This is a genomic window from Modestobacter sp. VKM Ac-2979 (assembly GCF_026967995.1).
Classification (GTDB): Bacteria; Actinomycetota; Actinomycetes; order Mycobacteriales; family Geodermatophilaceae; genus Modestobacter.
The window spans coordinates 99,078-115,560 of the sequence record NZ_JAPVBO010000001.1; the positions used below are offsets into that span (position 1 = coordinate 99,078).

Here is a 16,483-nt window from a genome sequence, read left to right on the forward strand (position 1 = left end):
TCACTCGAGGTCGGGGACGCCGATCGGGTTGTGCGCCGGCCACTCCCCCGCCGCCACGACCGCCCGGCGCACCGGCTCGAGCAGCTCGGCCAGCCGATCGCAGCCGGCCTGGCCGAGCGCCGTCCACGGGCCCTGCGCCAGCCGGTCGGTGTCGGCCTCGACCGCCGCGCGCAGCGCCACCCCGTCGGCGGTGAGCCCACCGTCGGCCAGCAGGCCGCGCCCGGTGAGCTCCTCGGCGCAGGCCGCCCACTGCCCGGGCGACCAGCCGCGGGCCTTCTGCAGCCAGTCGGCCGACGTCGTCCCGGCCGCCGCGGTCAGCACCAGTGCGGGCTGGCCGAGCAGGTCCTGCTGCAGCAGGACGGCCAGGTGGCCGTCGCCCCGGTGCTCGCGCAGCGTGGTCAGCGCCTGCCACAGCACGAGGTGCGGCTCGACCGGCCAGGGCACGTCCGCGTTCGCCGCCGCCAGCGGGCGGGCGAGGACGTCGACGGCCTCCGCGGCCCGGCGGGCCAGCGTCGCGGCCTCCTGCGCCTCGGGTGAGCCGAGCCAGTCGGGCAGCGCCCGGCGGGCCGCGGCGTCCACCCCGGCCAGCCGGGCGGTCAGGGCGTCGGCCGGGGGCGTCGTCGTCCAGACCTCGGGCACCCGCCGGGCGACGAAGTCCGGGGCGAACGAACCGAACGTCGCCGTGACCAGCGCCGTTCCGACCGGCCCGAGGGGCGCGGCGCGGCCGGCGAAGTACCCGGCCCAGAAGCCGCGCAGCCCGGCCTCGACGTAGGCGGTGCGCGACTCGTCGGCGAAGTAGGTCAGCGCGTGGAACGGCTCGCCGAGTGCCCAGAGACGCCGGGCAGGGGCGATCGTCACGCGCTCACCGAGTCGGGCATGCCGAGCCACTCCCGCCAGCGCGGGTCGACCGTGCGGTGCCCGAGCAGCCGCCAGGCGGCACCGCTGGGGGCGCCGGGCGGGTGCGGCAGCGACCAGCCCATCTCGGCCAGCGACCGGTCGGCCTTGGTGTGGTTGCACCGCCGGCAGGCCGCGACGACGTTGTCCCAGGTGTGTGTGCCACCGCGGCTGCGCGGCACGACGTGGTCGATGCTGGTGGCCGAGCCCCCGCAGTACACGCAGGTCTGCCCGTCCCGGGTGAACACCGCCCGGCGGGACAGCGGCACCGAGACCGGGTAGGGCACCCGCACGTAGCGGGTCAGCCGCACGACGACGGGCACGGCGACGGTGACCCGCTCGGCGTGCACCTCGTCGTCGGTGACGTCGACGGCCTCGGCCTTGGCGGCCAGGACGAGCACGATCGCGCGGCGGCTGGAGACCACGCACAACGGCTCGTAGGTGGCGTTGAGCAGGAGCGTCGCACCGGTCGTGCACGCCGCCGAGGCAGGCGCGTGCGGACGGGCGAGGACGTCGCGTCGGGAGCCGGCGGGACCCGGCCCGGACGACGACCCGAGTGCGGTGATCGACACGGGACACCTCCGAGTGCCCCCGGCCACCGACGGCTTCGACAGCCCACGGGCACCTGCCATCCTGCACTGGCGACGGCGGTCTCGGCCATCGACCGACCCGACGACTGTCGGTGGCCGCGGCTACGGTCGGCGCGTGCGCTACCCCGACGCCCCCCGCCTGGACCTGGTCGACGACCTGCACGGTCACCCGGTCGCCGACCCCTACCGCTGGCTGGAGGACGCCGAGGACCCACGCACCGTGGCCTGGGCCGCCGCACAGGACGAGCTGGCCGCCGGCCTCCTCACCGGCCTCCCCGGCCGTCCGGCGTTCGCCGACCGGCTGGCCGAACTGGTGCACGCCGGTGCGGTCGGCATCCCGGTGTGGCGCAACGGCCGGGCGTTCTCCACCCGGCGTGACCCCGGCCAGGAGCACGCCGTGCTGCGGGTCACCGAGCCCGACGGCAGCGTGCGGGTGCTGGTCGACCCGACGGCGCTGGACCCGGCCGGCACCACGACGCTGGACGCCTGGTCCCCCTCGTGGGAGGGCGACCGGCTCGCCTACCAGGTCTCGGTCGGCGGCGACGAGGAGTCGCAGCTGTTCGTCCTGGACGTCGCCACCGGCGAGCTGGTCGAGGGCCCGATCGACCGCTGCCGCTACTCCCCCGTCGGCTGGCTGCCCGGCGGTCAGGAGCTGTTCTACGTGCGCCGGCTGGCCCCCGAGCTCGTCCCGGCCGGTGAGGAGCAGTTCCACCGCCGGGTGTGGCGCCACCGGGTGGGCAGCGACCCCGCCGACGACGTCCTGGTGCACGGCGAGGGCAGTGACCCCTCGACCTACTTCGGCGCCCGCACCAGCGCCGACGGCCGCTGGCTGGTCGTCTCCGCCTCGGTCGGCACCGCCCCGCGCGACGACGTCTGGCTGGCCGACCTGGCCGGGGACGGCGTCCTCCGCGAGCTGCAGGTCGGCGTGGACGCGCAGACCTCGGCCTGGGTGGCCCGCGACGGCCGGCTGTGGCTGCACACCGACCGGGACGCGCCCCGCAGCCGGCTGGTGGTGGCCGACCCGGCCGACCCGGCCAGCTGGGCGCCGGCGGCCTGGCACGAGGTGGTCCCGCAGTCCGACGACGGCGTGCTCGGCGACGTCGCCCTGGTCGACGGCCCGGACGGCGACCTGCGGGTGCTCGCCGTGCACGCGGTCGACGCCACCGACCGGCTCTCGCTGTGGGCCGCCGACGGCTCCGGCCGCGTGGCCGAGGTGACCGCCCTCCGCCCGGGCAGCGTCGCCGGCGTCAGCGCACCCCCGGAGGGCGGCACGACCGCCTGGGTCGGCTTCACCGACTACGCCACGCCCCCGTCGGTACTGCGCTGGGACTCCGCCGACCCGGCCGCGCTCACCAGCCACGAGCAGGCCCCGGTGGCCGGCGCGGTGCCCGACGTGCGGGTGGTCGAGGCCCACGCGACCTCACCGGACGGGACGCCGGTGCACCTGTTCGTGCTCTCCGGCACCGGCACCCCCGACACCCCGCGCCCCGCCGTGCTCTACGGCTACGGCGGGTTCAACGTCTCGCTCACCCCCGCCTACACCGCGCAGGCCCTGGCTTGGGTGGCCGCCGGCGGGGTGTGGGTGGTGGCGAACCTGCGCGGCGGCTCGGAGCACGGGGAGGAGTGGCACCGGGCCGGGATGCGGGAGCGCAAGCAGAACGTGTTCGACGACTTCGCCGCGGCCGCGGGTCACCTGATCGCCGAGGGCTGGACGACGCCGGCCCAGCTGGCCGTGATGGGTGGCTCGAACGGCGGGCTGCTGGTCGGCGCCATGACCACCCAGCACCCCGACCTGGTGTCCGCCGTCGTCTGCAGCGCGCCGTTGCTGGACATGGTGCGGTACGAGCTGTTCGGGCTGGGCCGCACCTGGAACGACGAGTACGGCACCGCCGCCGACCCGGCCGAGCTGAGCTGGTTGCTGGGGTACTCGCCGTACCACCGGGTGGTCGAGGGCACCGACTACCCGGCGGTGCTGTTCACGACCTTCGAGTCCGACACCCGGGTCGACCCGCTGCACGCCCGCAAGCTCGCCGCGGCCCTGCAGCACGCGACGACGGCGGAGGCGCCGATCGTGCTGCGCCGGGAGCTGTCGGTGGGGCACGGCGCCCGGGCGGTCAGCCGCACGGTGGGTCTGGCCGCCGACCAGCTGGCCTTCCTGGCCGAGTACACCGGGCTGGCGCCCGCCCCGGCCTGAGGGCGGGGCGGGCACCAGCCGGAGGCGCTCACTCCAGGTCGGCGAAGACGTTCTCCAGGTCGACGCCCTCGGGGATGACCCCGTCCTCCACGCCGAGCTCGAGCAGCACCTCGACCGAGTCCCGGTCGATCTCGGTCTGGTAGGCGGGCAGCGTCAGCTCCTGCGCGATCGCCGGGTCGATGCTCGTGTAGGAGCCCAGCACCTCGCGCACCTCGTCGGGGTGCTCGGTGGCGTACTGCTGCGCCTCCACCATCGCGTCGGCGAAGGCCTGCACGGTGTCGGGGTTCTCGGCGGCGTACTGGTCGGAGGTGAAGTAGCCGGCGACGGTGAGCGCCTCGTCGGTCTGGGTGTAGGGGGCGGCGACCACGCGCATGCCCTGGCTCACCCCGACGGTGGCGAACGGCTCGACCGCGAAGGCCGCGTCGACCGAGCCGTCGGCGACCGCGGCGACCATGTTGGGGAAGGCCAGCTCCACGAACTGGATCGACGAGGGGTCGCCGCCGTCCTGCCGGACGGTCTCCCGCACGACGGTGTCGCTGATGTTGTTGATCGAGTTGATGGCGACCCTCTTCCCGGCCAGGTCGGCCGGCTCCTGCACCTCGGAGTCGGCCGGGACGATCACCGCGGCGAAGTCCTCCTCCGCGTTGCCGGTGGCCCCGGAGCCCGGGGCGACGAGGGCCAGCGGCACCCCACGCGACTCGGCCTGCAGCAGGCTGGTGATGTTGGAGAAGCCGAACTCCGCCTCCCCGGCGAGCACCGCCGGGACGATGGCGGCGCCGCCCTGCGCCAGGAAGGGCTCCACCTCCAGTCCGTGGTCGGCGAAGATCCCGACCTCCTGGGCCAGGTACAGCGGCGCGACGTCCACGATCGGGATGGCGCCCACGCGCACGGTGGTCAGCTCGTCCGAGCCCGCGCCGGCCACGGGCTCGGCCGCCTCCTCCTCGCCGCCACAACCGGTCAGCACGAGGGCGCCGATCACCATCGAGCCCAGCACCATCGAGCTCCTCGACGTCCTGCGCACGCGTTCCTCCAGGGGATCTCGACGCCCGCCGGGCAACGCGCCGGGTTGTCGTTCGGGTGGGTGGCGGCGGACGCTAGGTCGTGAGCCAGGTCACGTCAACGGGCCCTTCCGCCACGCGGCAGCCCCCGCCGGGCGACTGCCGGGCATGTCGGTACCGGAACGCGGGCGGCACGCCGATCGGCCCCGCCGCCGGTGATCGACGGTGCAACACCGACCTGCCACACTCCCGCGTCATGGAACGGGTACGAGCGGTGATCGCCGCCCCCGGCGACAGGGGACGCTGCTGAGCCGCCGCCGTCCTCGGTCCGACCGCGGGACCACCCGCCCGGCCACCTACGGGCAGGTCTTCGCGGTCGGCGAGTTCCGGCCGCTCTTCGGCTCCTACCTGCTCTCCACCATCGGCGACGAGCTCGCCCGGGTCGCACTGACCGTGCTCGTCTACCAGCGCACCGAGTCGGCGCTGCTGTCGGCGATCACCTTCGGCATCAGCTACCTGCCGTGGATCCTCGGCGGCCCACTGCTGGCCGCGCTGGCCGACCGCCTGCCGCGGCACCGGGTGCTGATCACCAGCGACCTCGCCCGCGCGGTCCTGGTGGCCGCCATGGCCGTCCCCGGCCTGCCGCTGGCGCTGCTGCTGGGCCTGCTGCTGCTGGTCTCGCTGTGCTCGCCACCGTTCGAGGCGGCCCGCTCGGCGCTGATGGCCGACGTGCTGGAGGGCGACCGCTACGCCGTGGCCACCTCACTGACCGGCGTCACGGCCCAGGTCTCCCAGCTGATCGGCTTCCTGCTCGGCGGCGCCCTGCTGCTGCACTTCTCCCCCTCGGCGGCGTTGCTGCTCAACGCCGCCACCTTCGCCGTCTCCGCCGGCTGGCTGGCCCTCGGCCTGCAGCCCCGCCCCGCACCGGGGTCGGCCGACGCCGGGACGGAGGTCCGGTCGCTGTGGCGGGAGACCGCCAGCGGCATGCGGTTCGTCGCCGCCACGCCCCGGCTGCTGTCGATCGTCGGCGTGCTCTGGGTGGCCGCGCTGTTCGTCAACGCGCCCGAGGGCATCGCCACCCCGCTGGGCCTGCAGTTGCAGGGCACCACCGCCGCCACCGGCGTCCTGCTGGCCGCCGCGCCGGCCGGCACCGCCCTCGGCGGCCTGGTCGTGGGCCGGTTCTGCCCGCCGCACGTCCGCGAGCGGCTGCTGGCCCCGCTGGTGGCGCTGTCCCTCGGCGGCGTGCTGCTGGCCGGGCTGGTGCCGGTGTGGCTGGGCACCGGCACCGCCGCGTTCGCCACCGTGGTGGCGCTCTTCTTCGTCGCCGGGATCGGCGGCGCCTGCTCGATCCCGCTGAACGTCGCCTTCGTGCAGGCGGTGCCCAGCGCCTACCGCGGACGGGCGTTCGGGGTGGCGGCCGCGGGACTCGCCGGCGTCCAGGGGCTCGGTGTCGTGCTCGCCGGGCTCGGGGCGGAGGCCCTGGCACCGAGCACGGTGGTGGCGCTGTCGGGCGGCATCGGGCTGGTCGTCGTCGTCGTCCCGCTGATCGCCCTGCGGCGCAGCCGACCCGGGGAGACCACGGCCCGCGTGAGCCCCGCGCCCGTCCCTGGAGGACCATCGCAGTCATGAGCGAGACGAGCCGGCCGCTGCCCTCGGCGGGCAGCTTCTACGACGAGATCGGTGGCGAGCAGTCCTTCCGCACCCTCGTCGCGCACTTCTACGGCGCGGTCCGGGAGGACCCGATCCTGCGCCCGATGTACCCGGCCGACGACTGGGACGGCGCCGAGACGCGGCTGCGGATGTTCCTGGAGCAGTACTGGGGCGGGCCGCGCACCTACTCCGAGCAGCGCGGGCACCCCCGGCTGCGGATGCGGCACGCACCCTTCGCCGTCGACGAGAAGGCGCGCGATGCGTGGCTGACCCACATGCGCGCCGCCGTCGACAGCCTGGGCCTCACCGCCGAGCAGGACGCCACGTTGTGGGGTTACCTGGAGATGGCGGCGCACAGCATGCAGAACCGCTGACCGACCCCCTGCGCCGCGGCCGCACCTGCACCGACCTCCCGAGGAGCCTCCGCTGAGCCAGCACCCGACGCCCGTCTCCCCCACGACCGCCGACTGGTGGCGGGACGCGGTGTTCTACCAGGTCTACGTGCGCAGCTTCGCCGACGCCACCGGCGACGGCGTCGGTGACCTCGAGGGCATCCGCACGCACCTGCCGTACCTCGCCGAGCTCGGGGTCGACGCGCTGTGGATCACGCCCTTCTACCCCTCACCGATGCACGACCACGGGTACGACGTCGCCGACCCCCGCGGCGTGGAGCCGGTCTTCGGCGACCTGGCCGGCTTCGACGCGCTGCTGGCCGACGCCCACGCGCTGGGCCTGCGGGTGACCATCGACCTGGTGCCCAACCACAGCTCCCACGACCACGAGTGGTTCACCGAGGCGCTGGCCGCCCCGCCCGGCTCGCCGGCCCGGGACCGCTACTTCTTCCGCGACGGGTCCGGCCCGGACGGCGCGCAGCCGCCGAACAACTGGCCCTCGGTGTTCGGCGGCCCGGCCTGGACCCGGGTGCCCGACGGTCAGTGGTACCTGCACCTGTTCGCCCCCGAGCAGCCCGACCTGGACTACAACAACCCCGAGGTGGTCACCGACCTCGAGGAGACCCTGCACTTCTGGCTGGACCGCGGGGTGGACGGCTTCCGGATCGACGTGGCGCACGGGATGGCCAAGCCCGCCGGGCTGCCGGACATGGTGCCGGCCGAGGACACCGGCCTGTTCGCCGACGACGGCCCCGGCGACCTCCGGTTCGACCAGGACCACGTGCACGCGTTGCACCAGCGGGTGCGTGCGGTGCTGGACCAGTACCCCGACCGGATGGCGGTGGGCGAGGTCTGGGTCTTCGACGACGAGCGGCTGGCCCAGTACCTGCGCCCGGACGAGCTGCACCTGGCGTTCAACTTCCGGCTGCTGACCGCCGAGTGGGAGCCTGCGGAGCTGCGTTCGGCGGTCGAGCACTCGCTGGCCACGGTCGCCGCCACCCCGGCGCCGGCCTGCTGGGTGCTGTCCAACCACGACCGGCCCCGGCACGTCACGCGCTACGGCGGCGGCGAGGTCGGCACCCGGCGGGCCCGGGCTGCGGCACTCCTGCAGCTGGCGCTGCCCGGCGTCGCCTACGTCTACAACGGCGACGAGCTCGGCATGCCGGACGTCGACCTGCCCGACGAGGTGCTCCAGGACCCGATCTGGGAGCGGTCGGGCCGCACCGAGCGCGGCCGGGACGGCTGCCGGGTGCCGGTCCCCTGGTCCGGCGACCAGCCGCCGTACGGGTTCTCCAGCACCCCCGACACCTGGCTGCCGATGCCCGCCGGCTGGGCGCCGCTGACCGCCGAGGTCCAGACGGACGACGCCGACTCGATGCTGTCGCTGTACCGGGCGGCGCTGGCGCTGCGCCGCAGCTCCCCGGTCCTCGCCGGGGACGGCGTGGAGTGGCTGCCCGCCCCGGAGGGCTGCCTGGTGTTCCGGCGACCCGGTGGGCTGGTGTGCCTGCTCAACCTCTCCGCCGCCCCGGTCCCGCTGCCGGAGGGGAAGCTGCTGCTGGCGAGCGCACCGGTCACCGACGGGTCGGTGCCGGTCGACGCGGCGGTCTGGCTCAGCGCCTGAAGGAACCCGCGGCGCGCCTCCCGAGACCGGCCGTCTCGGGAGGCGCGTCACCCCCCAGCGGGTAGCATCGCTGTCGTTACACAGCGTCGCGGGGGCGCTGGAACCGTCGTCCACCGGCCGTGCCGGGGGCGCTCTCCGGGGGAGGCCCGCCCGCCCATGCCGTTGCTGGAGGTCGCGGGCCTGACCAAGTCCTTCGGGGCCCGACGCGTCCTGCGGGACGTCTCGTTCAGCCTCGGCGAGGGCGAGATCGTCGGGCTGGTGGGCGCCAACGGCGCAGGCAAGTCGACCCTCGGCGACGTCCTCGCCGGCATCACCGCGGCCGACTCCGGCGCCATGACCCTGCTGGGCCACCCCTACGCCCCACTGTCGGCGGAGGACGCTCGCCACCTCGGCGTCGGGGTCGTCGAGCAGCTCGTCCGGATCGACCCGGGGCTCACCGTCGCCCAGGCGGTCTTCCGCGGCACCACCCTGGCCGGGCGCCCGCAGTCCGACCTGCGCCGGCAGGCCCAGGTGCTGCTCGCCGAGGTCTCCCTGGACGTCGACCCCGACACCCTGGTCGGCGACCTGCCGCACTTCGTGCACGGGGTGGTGGAGATCGCCCGCGTGCTGGCCGAGGACACCCGGCTGGTGGTGCTGGACGAGGTCTCGGCCGCGCTGCTGCCCGTGGAGGTGGACGGCCTGCACGCCGTCGCCGGCCGGCTCAGCCGACAGGGGCGCGGCGTGCTCTACATCAGCCACCGGCTGCCGGAGATGCTCGCGGTCGTCGACCGGGTGCTGGTGCTCCGCGACGGACTGATCGCCCTGGACAGCCCGGCCGACGCGCTGGACCCGGTGGAGCTGGCCGCGGTGACGGTGGGCGAGCAGGTGCCGCTGCCCACGCGGCGGGTGGCGCCGCAGCCGGCGCCGGCGGACGAGGCCGCCGTGCTCACCCCGCGGCGGGTGGCCTCCGACGAGGTGGCGCTCCAGGTGCGCAACCTGCGGGTGCCCGGCGCGGTCGAGGGCGTGGACCTGCTGCTGCACCGGGGCGAGGTGATCGGGCTGACCGGGCACCGCTCCTCCGGCGTCGGTGAGCTCGTCGGCGCGTTGTCCGGGGAGCTCCCGGCGATCACCGACGAGCTGCTGCTGCACGGCGAACCCCGGTCGCTGGGCTCGGCGGCCGGCGACGAGCTGCTGCGGCTGCCCGCCTACCGCCCCGACGAGGACGCCTACGGGGTCGACCCCGGGGAGACGATCGCCCGGACGCTCACCCAGGAGCAGTGGGGCGCGCTGACCGACGTGCGCAAGGAGATCGCCACGCTGCGCGCGGTCATCCGGACCGTGCACCAGATGGACGTCAAGACGCTGAGCATCCGCACGATGTTCGGCGCGCTGTCCGGTGGCGACCAGCACAAGATCGCCCTGGCCCGGTGGATGGCGTCCTCCGCACAGGACGTCCTCGTGCTGCACGAACCCACCCGAGGGCTGGACGTGCGGGCCCGCCAGCAGGTGCGCCGGATGCTGGACGACGCCACTGCGCACGGCACGTCCGTCGTCGTCGTGTCGGTGGACCCCGACGAGCTGGCCGAGTGCTGCGACCGCGTCGGCATCGTCTCCGGCGGCCGGGTCGCGCGCTGGATCGACACCACCCAGCTGGCCGCGGACGCCGTCCGCGACCGGATCGTCGAGGCAGCCACCGCCTGAGGCCAGACGCCGACCGGGCCACGCCCTGGGTGAGCGCTGCCGGGTCGATCCGCGTCGGTGGTCTGCGCCGGGTGGCGCCGCCCGGGCAGGCGGCGCCACGCCGGGGTCAGACGCTGACGCCGCCGGCGACCGCCCGCAGCTTGTGGCGGGCCAGCGCCAGGTTGGCCGTCGCGCGGTTGAGCACGAGATAGATGAACAGGCCGGCGTTGCCCTGGCCCTTGAGGACGTTGATCAGGTGGTACTGACCTTCCAGCGTGATCAGGACGTCCTGGATCTCGTCGTTCAGCTCGAGGTCGGAGATGGTGCGGAGCTTGGCGCGCACCACGTTGGAGTTGCCGGCGGCGGCGACGTTGAGGTCGAAGCCGGGCGAACCGCCGACGGCGAGGGCCATGCCGCTGTCGATGTCGACGATCGCGGCGCCGCTGGCGCCCTCGATCGCGAGCAGATCGGCGATGACGTTGTCGAGCTGTGCCACGGATGAGGCTCCTGTCGTTCTCGGTGGGGGTCGCAGCGGGGTGCTGCGCACCGGGTCAGGGGCTGACCCGGGTCGAGCGGACGGACCTGCGGTCCGGACGTGCACGGGGCTCCGGGGAGGCGGCAGGGCCACCCCGGCGTGCGCCGCACTGGGCTGAGCACGGTGCGGGGCCACCTCGTCGCCGGCGGGCGGGGCGTCAGGGCGGTGTGGCCGGGCACCGTCGTCGGGCACCGGGCCCGGCTGCGGCGACCCCGGAGGTGCATCCTGCAGCGGGGGCCGCGACCACGACCACAGCGATGCCCACCACCCGGTTGCCATTGCCCTGTCCTGCCTTCGCCGAGGGGCTCAGGACCCCAGCCAACACGGCTCCGAGAGGCCCGGCAAACCGGGTGATGTACCTGCAGGTGAGCGCCTCGACACTGAGCGCACGCAGCCCCGCGACCCTCGTGGACCACCGAGCCACCACCGACGAGACCGCTCTCCGGCGCCGTCGTGACCGCGCCCCGGCCTGTCGGCGGTGGACCGGCCTCGGGTACCTTCCGCCGGGAATGCGGGCCTCCGCCCGCTCCGCTGGAGGAGACGCCGTGAAGACCCGGGACCTCGCCTACATCGCCCTCTTCGCCGCCATCATCGCGGTGCTCGGGACCCTGCCCGCCATCAACGTCGGTCCGGTGCCGATCACGGCGCAGACCCTCGGCGTCATGCTCGCCGGCAGCGTGCTGGGCGCCCGCCGCGGCTTCCTCGCCGTGCTGCTCTTCCTCGTCCTGGTCGCGGTCGGGCTGCCGTTGCTGGCCAGCGGCGCCGGCGGCCTGGCGCCCTTCGCCGGGGCCTCGGCCGGGTACCTGTTCAGCTGGCCGCTCGCCGCCGCCGTCATCGGCTGGCTGACCGAGCGCACCTGGGACCGCTACAACGTCGCCCTCGGCATGCTGGCCAACGTCCTCGGCGGCATCGTCGTCATCTACGCGGTCGGCGTCCCGGTGCTCAAGGTCGTCGCCGGCCTGCCCTGGGAGACCGCGCTGTGGAGCGGCGCCGCCGTCTTCGTCCCCGGCGACCTGGTCAAGGCCTTCGCCGCGGCGGCCATCGCCGACGTCGTCCGGCGCAGCTACCCGGTGATCGAGCGACCACGACGGGCCGTCGGCACCCGGTGAGGTTCCGTCGTCCCGGTGCCGCCGGCACCGACGTCGACGTCGCCGACCCGACCCGCGGCATCGAGCTGCGAGGGGTCGGGCACCGGTACGGCGACCGGGTGGTGCTCGACGGCATCGACCTCACGCTCGGCGAGCAGCGGGTCGGGGTGATCGGCGCCAACGGGTCGGGCAAGAGCACCTTCGCCCGGCTGCTCAACGGGCTGGTGGTGCCCAGCGAGGGCCAGGTGCTCGTCGACGGGCTGGACACCCGCACCCAGGTGCGTGCGGTCCGTCGCCGGGTGGGCTTCGTGTTCCAGGACCCCGACGCGCAGATCGTGCACCCGACCGTCGCCGAGGACGTCGCCTACGGGCTGGAGAATCAGGCCGTGCCGGCCGAGGAGCGCGCCGTCCGCGTCGCCGAGGTGCTCGCCCGCCACGGACTCGCCGGACACGCCGACCACCCGGCCCACCTGCTCTCCGGCGGGCAGAAGCAACTCCTGGCCATCGCCGGCGTGCTGGTGATGCGGCCGGCTCGCATCGTCTTCGACGAGCCGACGACCCTGCTCGACCTGGTCAACGCCCGCCGGATCGCCGAGCTGGTCACCGGGCTCGAGCAGCAGGTCGTCGTGGTGACCCACCAGCTCGACCTGCTCGACGGCTTCGACCGGGTGCTGGTCATCGACCGCGGCCGGGTCGTCGAGGATGCCGCTCCGGGCCCGGCCGTGGCCGCCTACCGCACGCTGATGGCCGACCGGTGACCCTGGCGCTCTACGTCCCGCGCAGCAGCGCGGTCCACCGGCTGCCGGCCGGGGTCAAGCTGCTGGGCCTGGCCGTCCTCGCCGTCCTGCTCTTCGCCCTGCCGACGCTCACCGCGGCCGGCGCGGCACTGGCCGGGGTGCTCGCCGTGGGGTTGCTCGTGGCCCGGTTGCCGGTCGCCGTCCTGGCCCGGCAGGCCCGCGCGGTGCGCTGGTGGCTGCTGGCGCTGCTCGTCGTGCACGCGCTGACCACCGACGTGCGCACCGGCGCGCACGTCAGCCTCCGGCTGCTGACGCTGGTGCTGGCCGCGGCGGTGGTGACGGCGACGACCCGGGTGAACGCGATGGTGGCGGTGGTCGAGTGGCTGTGCGCGCCGCTGCGGCTGGTCGGCGTCCGGCCGGCGCGGGTGGGGCTGGCCATCACCATGGCGTTGCGGTTCATCCCGGTGCTGATCGAGCGCACCGACCGCATCCGGGCCGCCCAGGCGGCCCGTGGTGGTCAGCCTCGCGGGCTGCGTGCGCTGCGGACGACGATCGCCCCGCTGCTGGTGCAGGTGCTGCAGATGGCCCACGACGTGAGCGAGGCGCTCGACGCCCGCGGGGCCGACGACGTCCCCCCGCCGCGCCGCCGGCGCTCCCCCGTCCTGGAGGCCCCGTGACCGAGCCCGGCACTCTGCACGAGATCTGGCGCACCCCGGTGGCGGCCGGGCCGATGCAGCGGGTGCCCGCCGCGTGGTTGCTGGCCGGGCGGGGGTTGGACGGCGACCGCTACGCCCTCGGCGGCGGCACTTGGGCGCAGTACCCGGACCTGGAGAAGCAGGTGACGCTCATCGATCGGGAGGACGTCGCCGCCGTCGCCGCCGAGGCGGGCGTGCCGCTGACGCCCGGCGAGACCCGCCGCAACCTCGTGACGGCCGGCGTGGACCTGCCCGCGCTGGTCGGTCACTGGTTCGCGGTCGGGGACGCCCTGCTGTTCGGCATGAAGCGCTGCCCGCCCTGTGCCCACCTCGAGCGGCTGACCGGGGCCCGGCTGGTGAAGCCGATGGTCCGCCGCGGCGGCATCAACGCGGCCGTCTTCGGCGGGGCGGAGATCGCCGAGGGCGCCGTCGTCCGGCCGGTGTCGGAGGAGGAGGCCACCCGGCGGGGGGCGCCGACCGGTACCGGCCGTCCGGAGCCTCGGATGCTCCCCCTCCCCGACTGACGCCGCGGCCTGCGCACCCTGGGGCGAGGAGGCAGGGCGCCGTGGGGGTCAGGCCGCGGGCTCGTCCAGGTAGCGGCTGAGGAAGGTCTTCTCCTCCGGGTTGAGCCGACGGGGCCGGTCCAGCGCGAAGTCGAAGGTCACCAGCAGGGTGCTGCCGGTGACGGCCAGCCGGCCGTGATCGAAGAGCTCGTAGTGGCAGGTGAACGCGGCCGCCCGGACGCCGGAGACCCAGATCTGCACCTGGAGCGGCTCGGCGTCGTAGAGGACCGGCCGCTTGTAGGCGATCTCGTGCGACGCGACCACGATCCCCCGGCGCAGGCCGGTCTTCTCGTCGTGGGTGGGCTGGTCGAAGAACAGGTCCACCCGGGCCATCTCGAAGTAGCCGAGGAAGGCCACGTTGTTGATGTGCTGGTAGGCGTCCATGTCCGACCAGCGCATCGGGACGGCGACGGTGTGCCTCACACCCGTCACCCTGCCTCATGGCCCGCCGCCGTCCGCACCGCCCCTGTTCCGTACCGGGCCGTGCAGGCCTACGGTGCCGTCGTGGACCCGTGGGCGGAGACAGAGCCAGGCGTGTTGGTGCTGCCGTCAGGACGCCGCGTCCGCGGTCGGGGCCTGCGGCGACCGTTGCCCGACGGCAGCCCCCCACCGGCCTTCGGCCTGTACCTGCTGGGCCGCCCGCCGTGCCCCGTCCCGTGGACGACCCGCTGGGTGTGCTGGCCGGACTTCCGGTTGCCCACCGCTCCTGTCGACCTGCACGACGCGTTGCGCGAGCTGTGGCGGCGGGCGGACACCGAGCGGGTCGAGGTCGCCTGCTCGGGCGGCACCGGGCGCACCGGGACGGCGCTGGCCTGCCTGGCTGTCCTGGACGGGCTCCCCCCGGCCCGGGCGGTCGCCTTCGTGCGCGGCCACTACCGCAGGCACGCGGTCGAGACCCGCGGCCAGGCCCGTTTCGTCGCCAGCTTCACCGCCTGACGGAGCGCCCCCGCATCCGCTGACGAGGGGCCCGCAGACGGCGACGGCCGGCCGGAGCACGGAGCTCCGACCGGCCGTCCGGTGACGCCCGGCCCCGCTGCAGGGGCCCGCGCCGAGGTACGAGGCGTGGGGGGCAGCGGGGTCCTTCGTCAGTCCCGCGTGAGCTTCCGGTAGGTGGCGCGGTGCGGGCGGGCGGCGTCCTGGCCGAGCCGCTCGACCTTGTTCTTCTCGTAGTCGTCGAAGTTGCCCTCGAACCAGAACCACTTCGAGTCGCCCTCGTAGGCCAGGATGTGCGTCGCCACCCGGTCCAGGAACCAGCGGTCGTGGCTCACCACCACGGCACAGCCGGGGAACTCCAGGAGCGCGCCCTCCAGGCTGGTCAGGGTCTCGGTGTCCAGGTCGTTGGTGGGCTCGTCGAGCAGCAGCAGGTTGCCGCCCTGCTTGAGGGTCAGCGCCAGGTTCAGCCGGTTGCGCTCACCGCCGGAGAGCACGCCGGCCTTCTTCTGCTGGTCCGGGCCCTTGAACCCGAACGCGGAGACGTAGGCGCGGGAGGGCATCTCGACGTTGCCGACCTTGATGTGGTCCAGACCGTCGGAGACGACCTCCCACAGGCTCTTCGCCGGGTCGATGCCGCTGCGGTCCTGCGCGACGTAGGCGACCTTGACCGTCTCGCCGATCTTGATGTCGCCGTCGTCGGGCTTGTCCTCGCCGACCAGCATCTTGAACAGCGTGGTCTTGCCGACGCCGTTGGGCCCCACCACGCCGACGATGCCGTTGCGCGGCAGCGTGAAGGAAAGCTCGTCGATGAGCACCCGGTCGCCGAAGCCCTTGGTGAGGTCCTTGGTCTCGATGACCACGTTGCCCAGCCGCGGACCCGGCGGGATCTGGATCTCCTCGAAGTCCAGCTTGCGGAACTTGTCCGCCTCGGTGGCCATCTCCTCGTAGCGGGCCAGCCGCGCCTTGCTCTTCGCCTGGCGGGCCTTCGCGCCGGAGCGGACCCACTCCAGCTCGTCCTTCAGCCGCTTGGCGCGCTTGGCGTCCTTGGCGCCCTCGACCTTGAGCCGGGTCTGCTTGGTCTCCAGGTAGGTGGAGTAGTTGCCCTCGTAGGGGTAGGCCCGGCCGCGGTCGAGCTCGAGGATCCACTGGGCGACGTTGTCCAGGAAGTACCGGTCGTGGGTGACGGCGACGACGGTGCCGGCGTACTTCTCCAGGTGCTGCTCCAGCCACGCGACGCTCTCCGCGTCCAGGTGGTTGGTGGGCTCGTCGAGAAGCAGCAGGTCGGGGGCCTCCAGCAGCAGCTTGCACAGCGCCACGCGGCGGCGCTCACCACCGGAGAGCACCCGGACGTCGGCGTCGCCGGGCGGGCAGCGCAGCGCGTCCATGGCCTGCTCGATGCGGTTGTCGAGCTCCCAGCCGTCGGCGTTCTCGATGACCTCCATGAGCTCGCCCTGCTCGCCCATCAGCGCGTCGAAGTCGGCGTCGGGCTCGCCCATGGCGGCGCTGACCTCCTCGAAGCGGGTGAGCGCCGCGCGGAGGTCCTTCACCGCCTCCTCGACGTTGCCGCGGACGTCGAGGTCCTCGTTGAGCGGCGGCTCCTGCTCGAGGATGCCGACCGAGGCGCCGGGGGCCAGCACGGTGTCCCCGTTGGAGGCGGTCTCCATGCCGGCCATGATCTTCAGGACGGTCGACTTGCCGGCACCGTTGGGGCCGACGACACCGATCTTCGCGCCGGGCAGGAACGCCAGCGTCACGTCGTCGAGGATCACCTTGTCGCCGTGCGCCTTGCGCGCACGGACCATCGAGTAGATGTACTGGGCCACTGAGTGGGAGCCTTCCGTCAGGTCGCGAGTGGGGGCGGGGCGGGGCGGCCGTGCTCGGCGGGCACCGGCCCCGCCCCCTGCGTTCTCAGCTCCGATCCTCCCAGCCGGGGA

At 74.5% G+C, this 16,483-nt stretch carries 16 protein-coding genes; 10 read left to right on the plus strand and 6 right to left on the minus strand.

Annotation, left to right across the window (positions count from 1 at the left end; all coding sequences use genetic code 11):
- Both O2W15_RS00475 and O2W15_RS00480 read right to left on the minus strand, forming a co-directional pair.
- Positions 1 to 858 (minus strand): SCO6745 family protein, encoded by an 858-nt coding sequence (locus tag O2W15_RS00475; protein WP_269177957.1) that lies wholly within the window; start codon positions 856 to 858, stop codon positions 1 to 3.
- A complete protein-coding gene (locus tag O2W15_RS00480; protein ID WP_331253852.1) occupies positions 855 to 1,466 on the minus strand; it encodes an HNH endonuclease in 612 nt (203 codons plus the stop codon). Before O2W15_RS00480 ends, O2W15_RS00475 begins: the two co-directional genes overlap by 4 nt.
- Positions 1,467 to 1,599: 133 nt before the next feature.
- On the opposite strand from O2W15_RS00480, the gene O2W15_RS00485 reads away from it, so the two are divergent.
- On the plus strand, positions 1,600 to 3,678 hold the full coding sequence (locus tag O2W15_RS00485; protein WP_269177958.1) for a prolyl oligopeptidase family serine peptidase: 2,079 nt from the start codon (positions 1,600 to 1,602) through the stop codon (positions 3,676 to 3,678).
- A 28-nt stretch (positions 3,679 to 3,706) separates the two neighbouring features.
- Here the strand turns inward: O2W15_RS00485 and O2W15_RS00490 are convergent, their stop codons facing one another.
- On the minus strand, positions 3,707 to 4,699 hold the full coding sequence (locus O2W15_RS00490; RefSeq protein ID WP_269161897.1) for an ABC transporter substrate-binding protein: 993 nt from the start codon (positions 4,697 to 4,699) through the stop codon (positions 3,707 to 3,709).
- Positions 4,700 to 4,901: 202 nt separating this feature from the next.
- Here O2W15_RS00490 and O2W15_RS00495 point away from each other — a divergent pair, with 202 nt between their 5' ends.
- The 4 genes from O2W15_RS00495 to O2W15_RS00510 all read left to right on the plus strand — a co-directional run bounded on the left by O2W15_RS00495 (position 4,902) and on the right by O2W15_RS00510 (position 10,019).
- Entirely contained in the window at positions 4,902 to 6,305 is a 1,404-nt protein-coding gene (locus O2W15_RS00495; protein WP_269177959.1) for an MFS transporter, read from the plus strand.
- Positions 6,302 to 6,700: a globin gene (locus O2W15_RS00500; RefSeq protein ID WP_269177960.1), complete on the plus strand. Its 399-nt coding sequence runs from the start codon at positions 6,302 to 6,304 to the stop codon at positions 6,698 to 6,700. Before O2W15_RS00495 ends, O2W15_RS00500 begins: the two co-directional genes overlap by 4 nt.
- Positions 6,701 to 6,809: 109 nt before the next feature.
- Positions 6,810 to 8,339: a glycoside hydrolase family 13 protein gene (locus tag O2W15_RS00505; protein WP_269161894.1), complete on the plus strand. Its 1,530-nt coding sequence runs from the start codon at positions 6,810 to 6,812 to the stop codon at positions 8,337 to 8,339.
- Positions 8,340 to 8,495: 156 nt separating this feature from the next.
- Positions 8,496 to 10,019, plus strand: a complete 1,524-nt coding sequence (locus tag O2W15_RS00510; protein ID WP_269161893.1) for an ATP-binding cassette domain-containing protein — start codon at positions 8,496 to 8,498, stop codon at positions 10,017 to 10,019.
- A gap of 106 nt (positions 10,020 to 10,125) precedes the next feature.
- Here the strand turns inward: O2W15_RS00510 and O2W15_RS00515 are convergent, their stop codons facing one another.
- Complete coding sequence (locus tag O2W15_RS00515) at positions 10,126 to 10,494, minus strand: hypothetical protein (protein ID WP_036336489.1); 369 nt, start codon at positions 10,492 to 10,494, stop codon at positions 10,126 to 10,128.
- A gap of 584 nt (positions 10,495 to 11,078) precedes the next feature.
- Here O2W15_RS00515 and O2W15_RS00520 point away from each other — a divergent pair.
- Genes O2W15_RS00520 through O2W15_RS00535 form a run of 4 tightly spaced genes read left to right on the plus strand, consistent with a single transcriptional unit; the run spans position 11,079 to position 13,577 of the window.
- Positions 11,079 to 11,642, plus strand: coding sequence for a biotin transporter BioY (locus O2W15_RS00520; protein ID WP_269161892.1), 564 nt, complete (start codon positions 11,079 to 11,081; stop codon positions 11,640 to 11,642).
- Positions 11,639 to 12,379, plus strand: coding sequence for an energy-coupling factor ABC transporter ATP-binding protein (locus O2W15_RS00525; protein WP_269177961.1), 741 nt, complete (start codon positions 11,639 to 11,641; stop codon positions 12,377 to 12,379). Before O2W15_RS00520 ends, O2W15_RS00525 begins: the two co-directional genes overlap by 4 nt.
- Positions 12,376 to 13,035 (plus strand): energy-coupling factor transporter transmembrane component T, encoded by a 660-nt coding sequence (locus tag O2W15_RS00530; RefSeq protein ID WP_269161890.1) that lies wholly within the window; start codon positions 12,376 to 12,378, stop codon positions 13,033 to 13,035. The genes O2W15_RS00525 and O2W15_RS00530 overlap by 4 nt, the downstream gene beginning before the upstream one ends.
- The gene (locus O2W15_RS00535) at positions 13,032 to 13,577 is read left to right on the plus strand and encodes an MOSC domain-containing protein (protein ID WP_269177962.1); all 546 of its coding nucleotides are present in this window, start codon (positions 13,032 to 13,034) and stop codon (positions 13,575 to 13,577) included. Before O2W15_RS00530 ends, O2W15_RS00535 begins: the two co-directional genes overlap by 4 nt.
- 48 nt (positions 13,578 to 13,625) lie before the next feature.
- Here O2W15_RS00535 and O2W15_RS00540 read toward each other — a convergent pair whose 3' ends face one another.
- Positions 13,626 to 14,039: an acyl-CoA thioesterase gene (locus tag O2W15_RS00540; RefSeq protein WP_269161888.1), complete on the minus strand. Its 414-nt coding sequence runs from the start codon at positions 14,037 to 14,039 to the stop codon at positions 13,626 to 13,628.
- Between the two features lie 165 nt (positions 14,040 to 14,204).
- Here O2W15_RS00540 and O2W15_RS00545 point away from each other — a divergent pair, with 165 nt between their 5' ends.
- Positions 14,205 to 14,552, plus strand: a complete 348-nt coding sequence (locus O2W15_RS00545; protein ID WP_269161887.1) for a protein-tyrosine phosphatase family protein — start codon at positions 14,205 to 14,207, stop codon at positions 14,550 to 14,552.
- A 149-nt stretch (positions 14,553 to 14,701) separates the two neighbouring features.
- On the opposite strand, the gene ettA is transcribed toward O2W15_RS00545, so the two are convergent.
- Positions 14,702 to 16,372, minus strand: a complete 1,671-nt coding sequence (gene ettA, locus O2W15_RS00550; RefSeq protein WP_269177963.1) for an energy-dependent translational throttle protein EttA — start codon at positions 16,370 to 16,372, stop codon at positions 14,702 to 14,704.
- Between the last annotated feature and the right edge of the window lie 111 nt (positions 16,373 to 16,483).